General features: G+C 74.7%; 9 protein-coding genes. 5 read left to right on the top strand and 4 right to left on the bottom strand.

Going from position 1 to position 15441, the window contains the following annotated elements; translation table 11 throughout:
* Positions 1–85 precede the first annotated feature (85 nt).
* Positions 86–427, bottom strand: a complete 342-nt coding sequence (locus ABT263_RS36985) for a hypothetical protein (RefSeq protein WP_352297841.1) — start codon at positions 425–427, stop codon at positions 86–88.
* Positions 428–729: 302 nt separating this feature from the next.
* Between ABT263_RS36985 and ABT263_RS36990 the strand changes: the two genes are divergently transcribed.
* Entirely contained in the window at positions 730–2319 is a 1590-nt protein-coding gene (locus ABT263_RS36990) for an FAD-binding oxidoreductase (protein WP_352297843.1), read from the top strand.
* A 136-nt stretch (positions 2320–2455) separates the two neighbouring features.
* Here the strand turns inward: ABT263_RS36990 and ABT263_RS36995 are convergent, their stop codons facing one another.
* A complete protein-coding gene (locus tag ABT263_RS36995) occupies positions 2456–5620 on the bottom strand; it encodes an AfsR/SARP family transcriptional regulator (protein ID WP_352297846.1) in 3165 nt (1054 codons plus the stop codon).
* A 901-nt stretch (positions 5621–6521) separates the two neighbouring features.
* Here ABT263_RS36995 and ABT263_RS37000 point away from each other — a divergent pair.
* A complete protein-coding gene (locus ABT263_RS37000; protein WP_352297849.1) occupies positions 6522–7856 on the top strand; it encodes a LuxR C-terminal-related transcriptional regulator in 1335 nt (444 codons plus the stop codon).
* A gap of 84 nt (positions 7857–7940) precedes the next feature.
* On the opposite strand, the gene ABT263_RS37005 is transcribed toward ABT263_RS37000, so the two are convergent.
* Positions 7941–8984 (bottom strand): ketoacyl-ACP synthase III family protein, encoded by a 1044-nt coding sequence (locus ABT263_RS37005; RefSeq protein ID WP_352297852.1) that lies wholly within the window; start codon positions 8982–8984, stop codon positions 7941–7943.
* A 243-nt stretch (positions 8985–9227) separates the two neighbouring features.
* Between ABT263_RS37005 and ABT263_RS37010 the strand changes: the two genes are divergently transcribed.
* Positions 9228–9929: an SDR family NAD(P)-dependent oxidoreductase gene (locus ABT263_RS37010; RefSeq protein ID WP_352297855.1), complete on the top strand. Its 702-nt coding sequence runs from the start codon at positions 9228–9230 to the stop codon at positions 9927–9929.
* 40 nt (positions 9930–9969) lie between these two features.
* Here ABT263_RS37010 and ABT263_RS37015 read toward each other — a convergent pair whose 3' ends face one another.
* Positions 9970–10539 (bottom strand): TetR/AcrR family transcriptional regulator, encoded by a 570-nt coding sequence (locus ABT263_RS37015; protein WP_329486225.1) that lies wholly within the window; start codon positions 10537–10539, stop codon positions 9970–9972.
* A gap of 111 nt (positions 10540–10650) precedes the next feature.
* On the opposite strand from ABT263_RS37015, the gene ABT263_RS37020 reads away from it, so the two are divergent.
* Both ABT263_RS37020 and ABT263_RS37025 read left to right on the top strand, forming a co-directional pair.
* Positions 10651–11634 carry a quinone oxidoreductase family protein gene (locus tag ABT263_RS37020; RefSeq protein ID WP_329486224.1) on the top strand — a complete coding sequence of 328 codons (984 nt, stop codon included), beginning with the start codon at positions 10651–10653 and terminating at the stop codon, positions 11632–11634.
* Between the two features lie 364 nt (positions 11635–11998).
* A partial coding sequence (locus ABT263_RS37025; protein ID WP_502885928.1) for a type I polyketide synthase occupies positions 11999–15441 on the top strand: 3443 nt, incomplete at its 3' end.

The raw sequence follows: 15441 nt of genomic DNA on the forward strand, positions 1-15441 counted from the left end.
GTGGGGGTGATGTCGCTCGCGATCCCGTTTTCGGGCATGGTCGTCTCTCCTCGCTCGCCCGCCCCCGCCGAGGCCCCGCGCCGGGTCAGGACCGGGTGTACACCTTCGGGTCCCGGTACAGCGAGGCCAGCACCTGGCCCGGGACCAGGAGCTCCTCGGCCCGGCTGCCGTCCAGGGTGCTGATGGCGGCGAGCGAGGCGTCGAAGTCGTCGGTCTCGATCTCGATCAGCGTCAGATGGCGGTAGTGGGCCTGCGAGTGCCCTTTGTCGGCGCCGATCTGTTCGTCGTTGAGCACCAGCCGGCGGATCGAAAGAACTCCCGGAACTTCGAGAATCTCCGGAATGTGGGTGTTCTCGTACCAGTCGTGGAAGTCCTTCTCCCGACCCTCGTGCACGTTGCTCAGCACGGTGATGAGGTAAGTGGTCATGTCAATCCAACTCTCTTGCCACGCGCGGACATACCGTGAGGTCAGCCTCCCAGAAGGGTGGTGTTCCGGACGCCTTCGCGGGGGCGGGATAGGGGGTTCTTAGGGGGCCGGTTGACGGGTCCGCCGGACGTAGCATCATTTGGCCGAACGAGGTGGCCGGAATTCGACTTCGGGCCTTCTCGTGACATTCGGACGCGTGCTGGTGCCAGCAGGGGGATTTCATGGCGGAGTTGTCTCGTCGACGCTTTACATTGGCCGGACTCGGGGCGGCCGGACTCGGGATCGCCGCGACGGATCTCGTCGTGGGCGGCGGGGTCGCGGCGGCCGCGCCGGTGCCGGACGCCGGCGCCGACCAGTCGTGGCCGTTCCTGACCCAGGGCTTCGGCCCGGTCAGTGTCGCGCCCGGCGACCGGCGCTACCCGGACCTGCTGCTGCGCGGGTACAACCGCCGCTTCACCGGCAACCCCGACGCGGTGAAGCTGGTCGGCTCCACGAGCCAGGTCGTGCAGGCCGTCAACGAGGCCGTGGCGGCGGGCAAGCGGGTCACCGTGCGGGGCGGCGGCCACTGCCTGGAGAACTTCGTCGACGACCCGGACGTCCGGGTGGTCATCGACCTGTCCGAGATGCGCGCGGTGTACTTCGACGCGACGATGAACGCCTTCGCGGTCGAGGGCGGCGCGATCCTCTCGCAGGTCTACCGCACCCTCGACCTCGGCTGGGGCGTGACGATACCCGGCGGCTCCTGCCCCAGCGTCGGCGTCGGCGGCCACATCACCGGGGGCGGCTACGGCGTGCTGTCCCGCCTCTACGGCCTGGTCGCGGACAACCTCTACGCCGTCGAGGTCGTCGTGGTGGACGCCTTCGGCATGGCCCGCTCGGTGATCGCCACCTCCTCGGCGAACGACCCCAACCGGGACCTCTGGTGGGCCCACGCGGGCGGCGGCGGCGGGAACTTCGGCATCGTCACCCGGTTCTGGCTGCGCTCGCCCGGCGCGACCGGCACCGATCCGACCAAGCTGCTGCCCCCGACCCCGGGCGGCATCATGATCACCACGCTGTTCTGGGACTGGTCCCAGCTGGACGAGGCGGCGTTCACCACGCTCGTCACCAACTTCGGCACCTGGCACGAGCAGAACAGCGCACCGGGCGCCGCCGCCAACCAGCTCTGGGCCTCGCTCATCGCGATCCGCCAGGGCAAGGGCGGCGTCATCGTCCGGGCCCAGGTCGACCCGACCGTCACCGGCACCCAGCAGATGCTGACCGACTTCGCCGCCGCGATGACGAGGAACGTCGCCGCGGCCCCGGCGGCGAGCACCACGGGCAACCTGCCGTGGCTCTACACCACGACCACCAGCGCCTCCGAGGTGGCCGGCGTGTTCGGCATCCCGAGCCTGCTGCTGCGCTCGAAGACCAAGGGCGCCTACCACAAGAAGGGGTACACCCCCGACCAGCTGCGCACCGTCTACCGCTACCTGACCAGCCCCTCGTACACGTACGCCTCCGGTCTGATGGGCCTCTTCTCCTTCGGCGGGAAGGTCAACTCCTTCTCCCCGACCACGACCGCGGTGCCGCACCGCGATTCGGTGATGCTCGCCTCCTTCTCCAACTACTGGTCCGACGCCGCGGACGAGACCCGCCAGCTGCAGTGGGTCCGGGAGCTCTACCGGGACGTCTACGCGACCACCGGCGGCGTGCCGGTGCCCAACGGCGTCACCGACGGGAACTACGTCAACTGGCCCGACGTCGACCTCGCCGACCCGGCCTGGAACACCTCGTCCGCCCCCTGGTCGACGATCTACTACAAGGACAACTACGCGCGGCTGCAGCAGATCAAGGCCGCCCGGGACCCGCGCGACATCTTCCACCACGCGCTGTCGGTCCGCCCGCACTAGGGGGTGTTCGCAGGTGTTCGCAACGTCGCGTCGCGGATCCGGCGGTACTTCGCGCACACCCCCGGGGGCCCGCCGGTCCGGCCGTTCCCGCCGCGCGACGATGTGACGCGAGCGGTCGGACCGGCCCCGGGCCCGCTCAGACCCGCCCCAGGTCCCTCGGGGCCGGGCGCTCGGCCGGGCCGCGCCGGCGGTCCGGCCCGGCCGGGCGCCACCCGCCGGAGTGCCGCTGGAGCTGGTCGGCCAGCCGGTCGTGCTCATGGGCGGCGTCCGGCGCGCCGAGCGCCCGGTGGGCCGCGGCGAGGCCGCGGTGCGCCCGGCCCTGGCGGTGGCGGTCGCCGGTCTCCTGGCTGATGGCCAGGGCTCGGCCGTGCAGGTCCAGCGCCGCGGCCGGGTCGCCCCGCCGGCAGGCGACCTCGCCGAGGCCGCAGAGCGCGTGGCCTTCGAGGTCGCGGGTGCTGGTGTCGCGGGCGAGCGCGAGCGCCTGGTGGAGGTGGGTCAGGGCGGTGTCGTGGTCGCCGAGGCGTTCGTGGACGAGCCCGAGGCCGCAGAGCGCGTGGCCTTCGAGGTCGCGGGTGCTGGTGTCGCGGGCGAGCGCGAGCGCCTGGTGGAGGTGGGTCAGGGCGGTGTCGTAGTCGCCGAGGCGCTGGTGCACGAGTCCGAGCCCGCAGAGCGCGTGGCCTTCGAGGTCGCGGGCGCCGGTCTCGCGGGCCAGGGCCAGGGCCCTGCGCAGGTCGTCGCAGGCCTGCTCGTAGTGGCCGGGGCCGCACTGCACCCGGCCGAGGTTGCTCAGCGCGTAGCCCTGGATGTCGCGGTCGTCGATCCGCTGGGCGATCACCAGGGCCTGGCGCAGGTGGATGACGGCGGTGGTGGCGCGGCCCAGGCGTTCGTGGACGAGGCCCAGACCGCACAGCGCGTAGCACTCCGCGCTCGGGGTGCCGGTGTCGCGGGCCAGGTCGAGGGCCTGGGCGAAGTGCGTGAGGGCGCTCTCGTAGCGGCCGAGCCGGTGGAGCACCAGGCCCATGTTGCTGAGCGTGCGGGCGTGCGTCACGTGGTCGCCGAGCTCGCGGGCGACGTCGAGGGCCTGGCGGAAGTGCGTGAGGGCGTTGTCGTAGCGGCCGAGCCGCTGGTTGGCCAGGCCCAGACCGTACCGGGCGAGGTTCTCCAGCTCCCGGTCGTCGGTGTCGCGGGCCAGGGCGACGGTGCGGCTGTGCAACGAGAGCGCCTCGGCGTGCTGGCCGCGCAGGTGCAGGTAGTGGCGCAGCACGCGGAACAGGTCGGCGCTCTGGTCCGGCCAGCCGCGCCGGGCCGTCTCCGCCGCCGACAGCAGGTTCGGCCACTGCGCCTCCAACCACTCGGTGGCCTGGTGGAGTCCGGCCGGCGAGGCCGCGGGCCCGCCGGGGAGGAGCAGCGGCGGGCGGTCGCACCGCCACGGCGGGGAGACGATGTCCATGGCCACCGCCGCGGTGCGGCGGTAGTGGTCGAACAACCGGGTCAGCGCCGCCTGCCGCTCGGCCTCACCGGCCTCGGTGGCGGCCAGGTGCACCGTGTAGGCGTGCAGCAGCGGGTGCAGCCGGTACTGCTCCTCGCGCGGCTGCTGGACCAGGTGCACGTCGAGCAGTTCCTCCAGCACGCGGTCCGCGGCCCGTCGGTCGATCCCGGCGGCGGCCGCCGCCGCGTCGGCGTCGAAGTCCGTCCCCGGGAGCACGCCCAGCAGGCGGAAGAGGTGCCGCGGTTCGGGGCTGAGCCGGCGGTAGGAGAGGTCGAAGGCGGCGGCGATGCCGCTCTCGGCGGTCTGCAGCTCGCCGAGCCGGCGCCGGTGGCCGCGCAGCCGGGAGGTGAGGTAGGCGACGGTCCAGGCGGGCCGGTGGCGCAGCCGGGCCGCCGTGACGTGGATGGCCAGCGGCAGGTACCCGCAGAGCCGGAGCAGCTCGGCGACGCCCTTGGGCTCGGCGGCCACCCGCCGGTCGCCCACGATCCGGTCGAGCAGGCGCCCCGCGTCGGCCGGCGGGAGCGGGTCCAGCGAGAGCACCGCGGCGGCGTCCAGGTCGGTGAGCCGGCTTCGGCTGGTGACCAGGATCAGGCAGTCGGCCGTCCCCGGCAGCAGCGGCCGGATCTGGGCGGAGCTGGCCGCGTCGTCCAGGACGAGGACCGCCCGCAGGCCGGCCAGCCTGGTGCGCCACAGCGCGGCCCGCTCCTCCAGGTCCTCGGGGACGGCGGCTCCCGTGACGTCCACCGAGCGCAGCAGCTTCTCCAGTGCCGCCCCCGGATCGAGGGGGGCCAGGCCGGGGGAGTGCGCGTGCAGGTCGAGGTAGAGCTGGGCGTCGGGGTAGCGCTCGGTCATCCGGTGGGCGAGGTGGACGGCGAGCGAGGTCTTGCCGACCCCGGCCATGCCGTCCACGGCGGCGAGCAGGACGTTGCTGGGCGCCACCTGGTCGTGGTGGCCGGTCACCCGGTCGGCGAGGGTGTGCAGCTCCTGCTCCCGCCCGGTGAAGTGGCTGATGTCCTTGGGCAGGCTGTGCGGGGCGGGCGGCGCGAACGTGAAGGTCCGGGGGCGGCCGAGGGCCGCGTCGTTGGTGAGGATGCGCTGGCGTAACTCGCGCAGCTCCGGGACTGGTTCGAGGCCGAGCGCGTCCGCGAGCCGCCGCCGGGTGGACTCGTACACGGTGAGCGCGTGCGACTGGCGGCCGGAGAGGTAGAGGGCGAGCATGAGCTGGCCGGCCAGCCGCTCGCGCAGCGGGTGGGCGCTGAGCCAGTCGGTCAGCTCGGGGACGACGGCCTGGTGGTGGCCCTGCGCGAGTTCGAGGTCGACGCACTCCTCGATCGCGGTGAGCCGCTGCTCCTCCAGTCGCGAGGTGTGCGGCTGCAGGGCCGAGTTGTCCAGGCCGGCCAAGGCCGGTCCGCGCCACAGGGCGAGCCCGGCCCGGAACTCCTCGACCGCCGCGGCGAACTGCCCGGCGGCGGCGTGGTGCCGGGCCGCCGCGAGCGCGTGGGCGAACGCGGCCGCGTCGAGCTGGTCGTCGGGGACGTCGAGGCGGTAGCCGGTAGCGCCGACGGCGGTCGGCAGGGTGGTGACCCCGGCGGACTTGAGCAGACCGCGCAGCATGGAGACCGCGTTGCGGACCTGCTTCTCGGCCGTCCGCGGCGGATCGTCCCAGAGCGCGTCGACGAGCTCGCCGAGCGGCACGCTCTGATTGGCCTTCAGCAGGAGGAGGGCGAGCACCAGGTGTTGCCGGGGGCCCGCCAGGGGCACCTTGCGGTGGTTCGCCCCGACCTCCAGCGGTCCGAGAATGCGGAATTTCACTCAGCCTCCCCCGTTCTGACGCGCCGTCACCAAGTCCGTCGCGGGCTGTTCGCCACGATGCTACTTGGATTCAAACGGATCTTCGAATGCCATATTCCACGGTCGACAGCCGCGGCTCCGGCGCGGGCGCGGGGCCGGTTCGGACACCACCGGCCCGCTTCGGGCCTGCCGGCGCGGGCGTGCGGCCGGGCTGCCGGGCCCTCGGACCAACGCGCCGGACGGTCCCGGAGTTTCCGTCCGAACGATCGGATCGCACCGGCTCCGGGGGAGGACCGCGCGGGGACGGCCGGAGGACGGCCGGAGGACGGCATCGGCCATGATGAGCGTCCGTAGAGGTAGACAGGTACCAGTGACGACGGGGGCCGCCACATGACCGAGACTTCACGACCGCCCGACACCGCGGAAGGCCGGCCGTTCGGCCGCCCGGGCGCGAACCCGCCGCCGTGGCCGCAGGCCTCGTGACCGCGCGCTGCCGACCGGCCTGACCGGCCCGGTACCGCACGCCCGGCACGTTCGGCCCGGTGCCCGTGCGCCCGGCGTCCGTCGGCCGCGCCCGCCCGATCCGTCCGCGGCCGTCCTTCCTTCCGCTCCCGGCCACCCGTGGCCCGGCCCGGCGGCCCGACGTCCGCGTCGCGGCACCCGAGGCGCCGTCCCGGGGCGTCCTGGGGCCGCCCTGGGAGCGTCCCCCCTCGTCCCTTCACCCCGATCGGCGGGCCGACCGCCGGACGACCGCCGCTTCCGGACGCCTTCGCGCCGGACGGCGGGCTCCGTGCCGCACCCCGCCCCCGCCCGTACGTCACCCATGCCTGCCCCTGCGCGCCGGGCCGAGCCTGTGCTCCGGCCGTGCCCGCGCCATGACCGGACCATGAGGCCCGTGGTCCCGGAGGGATGCGAACCACCGATGAATCTTGTCGAACGACCCGAGACGGCGCCTGAGTTGCTCTGGCAGGCGAAGGACCTGCTGGCGGTGCTGGAGCGGCGGCGCGACGCGGGCGGCGGCGCCCGGAACGGCCAGCGGCACCTGGACGCGGCGGCCGACCGGCTGCTCGTCGCCTGTGAGTTCCCGAGCCTGCTGCGCGCGGTGGCCGCGGACGCGGAGCGCGTCCCGCCCGGCGGCCCGGCGGCCGGTGCGGGCGGGGAGGAGGACAGCGGCCCGGTCCGGCACCGGGCGGCCTGGGCCCTGGCGAGCCGGCTGCTCGGCGACCCGGGCCTGCCGGACCCGGCGGACGGCGCGGCCTCCGCGCTCTCCGCCTGCGTCTTCCGGGAGGACACCGCCTCGGCGGTGCTCGCGGCGGTCACGGCCCTGGTGCACAGCAACCGGCCGGAGGCGGCGATCTCCTGGTGCGACGCGGTGCTGCCGGACGCCGTCCGGCTCGCCGCCGACACCTGGGCGCCCCGGCTGCTGGCGGCCCGCGCGGAGGCCTCGCTGCACCGGGGCGACGTCCTGGTCGGGCTGGCCCGGGCGGAGGCCGTGCTGGACATGGTCCCGCCGCAGCGCCGGGGCGCCTGGATCGGCGGGCCGCTGGCCTGCCTGGTCGCCGGGTACACCGACCTCGCGGAGCCCGGCGCCGCGAGGGAGTGGGTGCGCCGCCCGGTGCCCGCGCCGATGTACGAGACCCGGCACTGCCTCGGCTACCTGTACGCCCGCGGGCACTTCCACCTCGCCGCCGGCGAGCACCGGTCCGCGCTGGCCGACTTCATGAGCTGCGGCCGGCTGCTGGCGTCCTGGGGGCTGGACCCGGACCTCTACGCCTGGCGGCTCGCGGCCGCCGCGGCCTACCTGGGCGTCGGCGACCACGACAACGCGCTCACCATGGTCGACTCCCAGCTGGACCGGGCGGTGCCGGCCGGCGACCGGTCCCGGGTGTTCGGCCGGGCGACGGCCCGCGGCCGGCGCCGGCAGGAGCTGCGCGAGGAGCTGTTCGCCACCCTCCAGGACACCTCGGGGCGGCCCGGGTTCCTCTCCTCGCTGCGGGCCCTGCAGTGGGGCGAGCTGCCCGGCGCCGCCCCGCACCGGGTCGCCCGCTACAAGGTGACGGACCGCTACGCGGGGTTCCTGGACCAGCTCAGCCCGTCGGAGCAGCGGGTGGCCCTGCTGGCCGCCCAGGGCGAGACCAACCAGCGGATCGCGCGCTCCCTGTCGATCACGGTCAGCACGGTGGAACAGCACCTGACCCGTACCTACCGCAAGCTGCGGGTGGCCGGCCGGAGCGAGCTGCGCAGGAAGCTGGGGTGAGCCGGATCGCGGCGGGGGCCCGTCGTTCGACCACTGCCTGCGGCAGTCGAACGACGGGCCCCCGGGCGTTCCCGGCGGGTGGCGTCAGGGCAGTGGGATCGGGGCCGCCGTGGCGGGCAGTTCGTCCAGGACCCGCACGATCGCGCAGGCGAACGCCATGCCGACACCCGTGCCCAGCAGCATGACGTGGTCGCCCGGGTGGACCTCCCGCCCGGCGAGCAGCTGGTAGAGGCCGCAGACCTGGTCGCTGGCGCCGGTGTGACCGAGCCGGCGGCCGAACTCCCACATGCCGAGCCGCAGATCGCCGTCGAAGGGCTCCAGGATGTGCTCGACGATGCTCCTGCGCCCGGCGCTCTGGTGGGTCACCCGGCTGATGTCGCCGGGCTTCAGACCGGCCTCGTCGAGCGTGCGGCGGATCAGCCCGGCCTCGGCCTGCCCGATGAGCCTCGCCATCTCGGCCTGGTCGCCCTGGAACGCCTCGACCCGCTCGCGCAGCCTGACCCGGTGTCCGATGGTGGCCCCGGGCGGGAAGAGCGCCTCCCCGCCGCGGTTCAGTTCCTCCAGGTCCGGCAGCGAGGAGGCGCAGACGTTCACCACCCGGGCGAAGCCCTGCCGGCGGGAGAGGACGAGGGCCGAGGCGGCGTCCCCGAACAGCGCCCACTTGGTGCCGCGCCAGCGGTCCATGAGCGGATGCGCCCAGTTGTCGGCGGCGGTGACGAGGGCGGCGCCGCGGTCCGGGGCGGCGGTGAGGTAGCAGCCGGCCAGTTCCAGGGCGGCGACCATGCCGCTGCAGCCCTGCCGGACCTCCAGCGCGGGGCCGTACCCGCCGATGGTGTGCCGCTGGACGTAGTGCGCCGGGGACCAGATGTCGGGGCCCTGGTGCCCGGCGCTGGCGTGCATCAGCACGGCGATGTCCGCCGCGTCGTGGTGGGACATCGCCAGCGCGTCCCGCCCGGCCCGGGCGGCCATGTCGGGTGCGGAGACGTCACCGGCGACGGCCACCGAGAGCCAGTCCGTCCCGGTCGCCAGCTCCTCGTCGCAGAGCCCCCGGGCGGCCGCGTCGGCGACGGTGACGAAGTCCGGGACGACGGCGGCGATGCCGTCCAGATAAAGGTCGTCGAATATCACGGAAACCTGCTCCCGGCGGGCTCGGACGGGTGATTCGAGGAAATGCCGGGACTTCCGGAAATCCTGCGCGGAAGGCGGCGGACAGTAGCATAACCGGGGTGTCGCGGTACTGGCAGCCCCTAAACAACCCCTACCGGGCCTATTTCCCGCGGAAAGGAACGGGAGCGGTGGGCAGAATAGCGATCGGCCGTGTTCGACGGAAATGGCCGCAGGGGTACCACCACCGCAGCCCGGGAGTCTGACGTGGAAGAGTCCGCAGTCGTCATAGTCGGGGCGAGCAGCGGCTTCGGCGCCGCGCTGGCCGAGGACCTCGCCGGCGCCGGCCGGACGGTGATCGCGGGCGCCCGCAGCGCCCGCCCGTCCGGTGGCGGCGTGCTGTACCGGCAGGTCGACGTGACCGACGAGGAGAGCGTCGCGGCGTTCTTCGCCCAGGTGGCGGAGGTCTCGCCGGCCCCGTACGGCCTGGTCTACAGCGCGGGCGACGCCTCGGCGGTCGGGTACGGCTGGGAGGTCGGCGCCGACGAGCTGAACCGGGTCTTCGACGCCACGTTCTTCGGTTTCGTCCGCTGTCTGCGGTACGCGGTGCCGCCGATGCGCGCGGCCGGGCGGGGCAGCGTGCTGGCCCTCGGCTCGCACAGCGCCCGGGTGCCGGTCGACATGCTCGGCGCGTACGCCTCGGCCAAGGCGGCGCTGGAGCACTACGTGCGCACGCTCGCCAAGGAGCTCACCGGGTCGGGCGTGCGGGCCAACGCGCTGGGCATCGTCGCGGAGACGACGCTCTCCCGCGACTTCCTCACCCGCAAGGCGGACGCCCTGGGGCGGGAGACCCCGTACCCCGCGCTGCCGGCGGTGCGGGACAACCTGCCGCTCGCCCGCTTCCTGCTCTCCGCCGAGTCCTCGCACGTCTCCGGCCAGGTGGTGGACGCGTTCCCGCCGGCCTGGTGACGCGGGCGGGAACGCCGGCCCGGCGGCCCGGCCGGTGGGCTCAGCCGGGGGCGGTGAGCACCGAGTCGGTGAGCGCCAGCACCCCGGCGCGGACGGCGTCCATGGTCATCCCGGTGCCGACCAGCAGGTCGACGAACTCCGCGCGCGGCACGCCCAGGACGGCGTGGGCCATGAACCCGGCGTCCACGCCCGGCCGCGCCTCGGCGATCGCCCGGGCGAGGGCGTCGTGCCAGAGCAGGTACCGGCCCACGTTGGCGTGCGAGCGGGAGGCGTTCTCCAGGGCGCGCAGCAGTGGGCCGCCGGGCACCACGACCTCGTCGAAGAGCTCGCCGACGAAGCGCAGCACGCGCTCCCGGGCGGGCACCTCCGGGTCGGCCAGCCGGTCGAGCGCGCCGTCCTGCCAGTCCTCCGTGAGCTGGTCGAACAGGGCGCCGATGAGGCCCTCGCGGTTCCCGAAGCGCCGGAACAGGGTGCCCTTGCCGACCCCGGCCGCCTCGGCGATCTCCTCCATCGAGACGTGCTCGACGCCGCCGTCCCGGAACAGCTGCTGGGCCGTGGCCAGGATCTTGCGCCGGTTGTGCGCGGCGTCCGCGCGCTCCCTGACGGCCACATGAGCTCCCTTGACATCCAGCGGTGATCCGGGGCTACGCTATCGCAACCAAGCGGACCGCCGGTCCGCTTATGGTGAAGTTCACGGCAGCTGAGTCAAGGAGACGCACCCATGCGTTCTGTTCGGTTCCACGAGTACGGTTCGCCCGAGGTCCTCAAGGTCGACGAGGTCCCGGACCCGGAGCCGGGCGAGGGCCAGCTGCTGGTCCGGGTGAGCGCGGCCGGGATCAGCTACGCCGAGACCCAGATCCGGTCCGGCCTGATGCAGCAGTTCGCCTGGTTCCCGGACCCGCCGCTGCCGTACGCCCCCGGCTTCGAGGTCGCGGGCACGGTCGTGCGGGTCGGCGCCGGTGTCGGTGACGAGTGGGTCGGCCGGAAGGTCGTCGGCGCCGCCCCGACCGCCGGTGGCTACTCCGAGCTGGCCGTCCTGCCCGCCGGCGCCGTCCAGGCGATCCCCGACGGGCTGGGGGAGCACGAGGCGCTGGCGCTCTTCGGCCAGGGCGTGGTCGCCGTCGGCGTGGCCGAGGTCGCCGCGATCCAGCCCAAGGACGTCGTGCTGGTCCAGTCCGCCGCCGGCGGTGTCGGCAGCCTGCTGGTCCAGCTGGCGAAGAACGCCGGCGCCGAGGTGATCGCGCTGGCCCGCGGCGAGAAGAAGCTCACCCTGGCCCGGGAGCTCGGGGCGGACCACGTCCTCGACTACACCGAGGAGGGCTGGGAGCAGCGCGTCCGCGACCTCGCCCCCGGCGGCGTCCAGGTCGCCTTCGACGGGGTCGGCGGCGAGATCTCCAAGGCCTCGTTCGACCTGCTGGCGATGGGCTTCGGCCGGCTGGTCGTCTACGGCACCGCCGGCGGCACCGCCCCGCAGTTCGACCCCGAGATGCTGTACGTCCGCGGCGTCTCGGTCTCCGGCTTCGGCCCGCGGGTCTTCCTGCAGCCCGAGTACGGGGCCCGGCTGCGCCAGACGGCCTTCGACCTCGCCGCGGCCGGCTCGCTGAAGCCGGTCGTCGGCCAGGTGTTCCCGCTGGCCGAGGCCGCCGCCGCGCACCGCGCGTTCGAGGAGCGCACCACCCTCGGCAAGGCCGTCCTGGTCCCGTAGTCCCCCCCGGTGCGGTGGTCACGGCGGCGGCCGTGACCACCGACGCCGGTCACCCCTACGACGCATGCGCCCGGTCCGTTCCACGGACCGGGCGCATTCGTCGTTCCCGGCCCTTCGCCGGCGTCCTTTCCGCAGGTCGGAGCGGAACTCCCGGCGCACCCCGGAGATATGCGAAAAGGGGTAAGGGGGACCCCTCCGGTAGGGGTTTGACAGGGGAGTGCCCGAACGGTTCTCACGCCTAGCATCGGTATCTGATCGTCTGTGCGGCCATTGTCCCGAACATATCGACGGTGGGAGAACCGGAAGCATGAGTGGCTCCGTGGGTGAGATCGAAGCGACGGACGGCGCGATAGCCGTCATCGGCATGTCCTGCCGCTTCGGCGGTGCGCAGGGCGGCGAGGAGTTCTGGCAGCTGCTGAGCACCGGCACCGACGCGGTCGCCGCCGCCCCCGCCGGGCGCCCCGGCCGGGCCCGGGGCAGCTACCTCGACGGCGTCGACCGCTTCGACGCCGCGTTCTTCGGCATGACCCCGTCGGAGGCCGACGCCACCGACCCGCAGCAGCGGCTGGTGCTCGAAGTCGGCTGGGAGGCCCTGGAGAACGCCGGGATCCGCCCCGCGGACACCGGCCGCCTCGGCGTCTTCGTCGGTGCGATCTGGGACGAGTACGGCGAGTTGAGCCGCCGGGCCGGCCCCGACACCTTCGGCCGGCACACCGCCACCGGGGTGCACCGCAGCGTCATCGCCAACCGGCTCTCCCACGTCCTCGGCGCGGGCGGCCCCAGCCTGGTCGTCGACACCGGACAGTCCTCCTCCCTGGTCGCCGTGCACCTGGCCTGCGAGAGCCTGCGCCGCGGCGAGTCCGAACTGGCCGTCGCCGCCGGCGTCAACCTGCTGCTCGGTCCCGACAACGAGGCGCTGCTCGCCGCCTGGGGCGGTCTGTCGCCCGACGGCGTCTGCCGCACCTTCGACGCCCGCGCCAACGGGTTCGTGCGCGGCGAGGGCGCCGCCGCCGTCCTGCTCAAGCCGCTGGCCGCGGCGATCGCCGACGGCGACACCGTGCTGGCCACCATCCTCGGCAGCGCCGTCAACCACGGCGGCGAGGAGAGCCTCGCCACCCCGAGCGTCGACGCCCAGCGCGCCGTGCTCGCCGCGGCGCACCGGGCCGCCGGGGTCACCCCCGCCGACCTCCAGTACGTCGAACTGCACGGCACCGGGACCCCGGTGGGCGACCCGGTCGAGGCGGCCGCGCTCGGCGCCGAACTCGCCGCCCCGCGCGCCGCCGAGGCTCCGCTGCTGGTCGGCTCCGTCAAGACCAACATCGGGCACCTCGAAGGCGCCGCCGGGATCGCCGGCCTGGTCAAGGCGGTGCTCGCGGTCCACCACCGCGCCATCCCGGCCACCCTGCACCACGAGACCCCGCACCCCGGCATCCCGCTCGCCGAACTCCACCTGGAGGTCGCGCGCGAGCTGCGTCCGTGGCCCCGACCCGACCGGCCGCTGGTGGCCGGGGTCAGCTCGTTCGGGATGGGCGGCACCAACTGCCACCTGGTCCTGACCGAGGCCCCGGCCCGGCCCGAGCGCCCCGCCGCCACCCCGATGCCGGCCGTGCCGTGGGTGGTGAGCGGCCACACCCCGGCGGCGCTGCGCGCCCAGGCGGGGAAGCTCACCGCACTGGCCGCCGCGGACCCGGTGGACGTCGGCCACTCGCTGGCCACCACCCGCCCGGTGTTCGCCCACCGCGCCGTGGTGGTCGGCGCCGGCCCGGCCGACCTGCTCGCCGGTCTGGACGGCCTCGCCGGGACCGGCGCGGTGGCGGACGAGCCGAGGCTCGCCCTGGTCTTCACCGGCCAGGGCGCCCAGCGCATCGGCATGGGGCGCGAACTCCGCGCCGCCTACCCGGAGTTCGCCCGGGCCTTCGACGAGGTATGCGCCCGGCTGGACGCCCTGCTCGGCGGCTCGCTCGCGGAGACGATCGACACCGGCGAGGGCCTCGACCGCACCGGCCGGACCCAGCCCGCGCTGTTCGCCGTCGAGGTCGCGCTGGCCGCGCTGCTGGCCTCCTGGGGCGTCCGGCCGGACGTCGTCGTCGGCCACTCCGTCGGTGAGATCGCGGCCGCCCACGTGGCCGGGGTGCTCGACCTGCCCGACGCCTGCGCCCTGGTGGCGGCCCGCGCCACGCTGATGCAGGCGCTGCCCGCCGAGGGCGCGGCCATGGTCGCCGTCGAGGCCGCCGAGGACGAGGTCCGTGCCCTGCTCGGCGACCGGACCGGCGCCGCCGACATCGCCGCCGTCAACGGCCCGGAATCGGTCGTGCTGTCCGGCGTCGACACCGTGGTGGCCGAGGTGGCGGAGCAACTGCGCGCCCGGGGGCGGCGGGTCAAGCGGCTCGCCGTCAGCCACGCCTTCCACTCGCCCCTGATGGACCCGATGCTCCCGGACTTCCGCCAGGTGGTGGCCGGGCTCACCTTCCGCCCGCCGCGCGTCCCGATGGTCTCCACCGTCACCGGCGCCCCGCTCACGGCGGCCGAGGCGGCCTCGCCGGACCACTGGGTCCGCAACGTGCGGCAGCCGGTGCGGTTCGCGGACGCGGTCCGCGGCTGCGCCGCCACCGCCTTCCTGGAGATCGGCCCCGACGCCGCGCTCACCGGCGCGATCGGCGACACCCGGCCCGAGGCCCTCGCCCTGCCCGCGCTCCGGAGCGGCCAGGCCGAACCGCCGCGGCTGCTGAACTCCCTCGGCCGGCTCTTCGAGCACGGCGTCGGCGTCGACTGGCCGCGCCTGTTCGAGGGCACCGGCGCCCGCCGGATCACCCTGCCCGGCTACGCCTTCCAGCGGGACCGGCACTGGCTCGGCATCCCGCGCGGCGACGACCCGGTGCACGAGCCCTCCCGCGCCGAAGCGCTGCGGCAGCGGCTGGCCGACGCGCCCGACCCCGACGCCGCCGCCACCGACCTGGTCACCCGTGCCCTCGCCCGGGTCCTCGGCACCGACGCGGCCGGTGTCGACGTCGACAGCGCCTTCCGCGACCTCGGCCTCACCTCGGTGACCTCGGTCGAACTGCGCGACGCCCTGGTCGCCGAGACCGGACTCCCGCTGCGTACGGGCCTGGTGTTCGACCACCCCACCCCGCGCCGGCTGGCCGCGCACGTGCACCGCTCGCTGTTCGACGCCGCCCCCGACCCGGCGGCCCCGGTCACCGTCCGGCCGGTGGCGGAGGACGACCCGGTGGTGATCGTCGGCATCGGCTGCCGCTTCCCCGGCGGAGTCTCCTCCCCGGCCGACCTGTGGGACGTGGTCGCCGGCGAGCGCGACGTCATCAGCGGCTTCCCGGCCGACCGGGGCTGGGCGCCCGGACCGGTCCGGCACGGCGGATTCCTGGACGGCGCCGCCGACTTCGACGCGGACTTCTTCGGCATCTCGCCGCGGGAGGCGCTGGCCATGGACCCGCAGCAGCGGCTGCTGCTGGAGACGGCGTGGGAGGCCTTCGAGCACGCCGGCATCGACCCGCATACCCTGCGCGGCAGCGCGACCGCCGTCTACGTCGGCGCCAGTGCCGAGGAGTACGGACCCCGGCGGCACGCGGCCCCCGAGCACCTGAACGGCTTCCTGCTGACCGGTGGTTCGCCGAGCGTCATGTCCGGCCGGATCGCGTACGCCTTCGGCTTCACCGGTCCGGCGCTGACCGTGGACACCGCCTGTTCCTCGTCGCTGGTGGCGTTGCACCTGGCGGTGCAGGCGTTGCGCGGTGGTGAGTGTGCGTTGGGTGTGGTGGGCGGGGTGACGGTGATGTCGTCGCCGGGGACGTT

Source organism: Kitasatospora sp. NPDC001603 (assembly GCF_040298365.1).
Taxonomy (GTDB): domain Bacteria; phylum Actinomycetota; class Actinomycetes; order Streptomycetales; family Streptomycetaceae; genus Kitasatospora.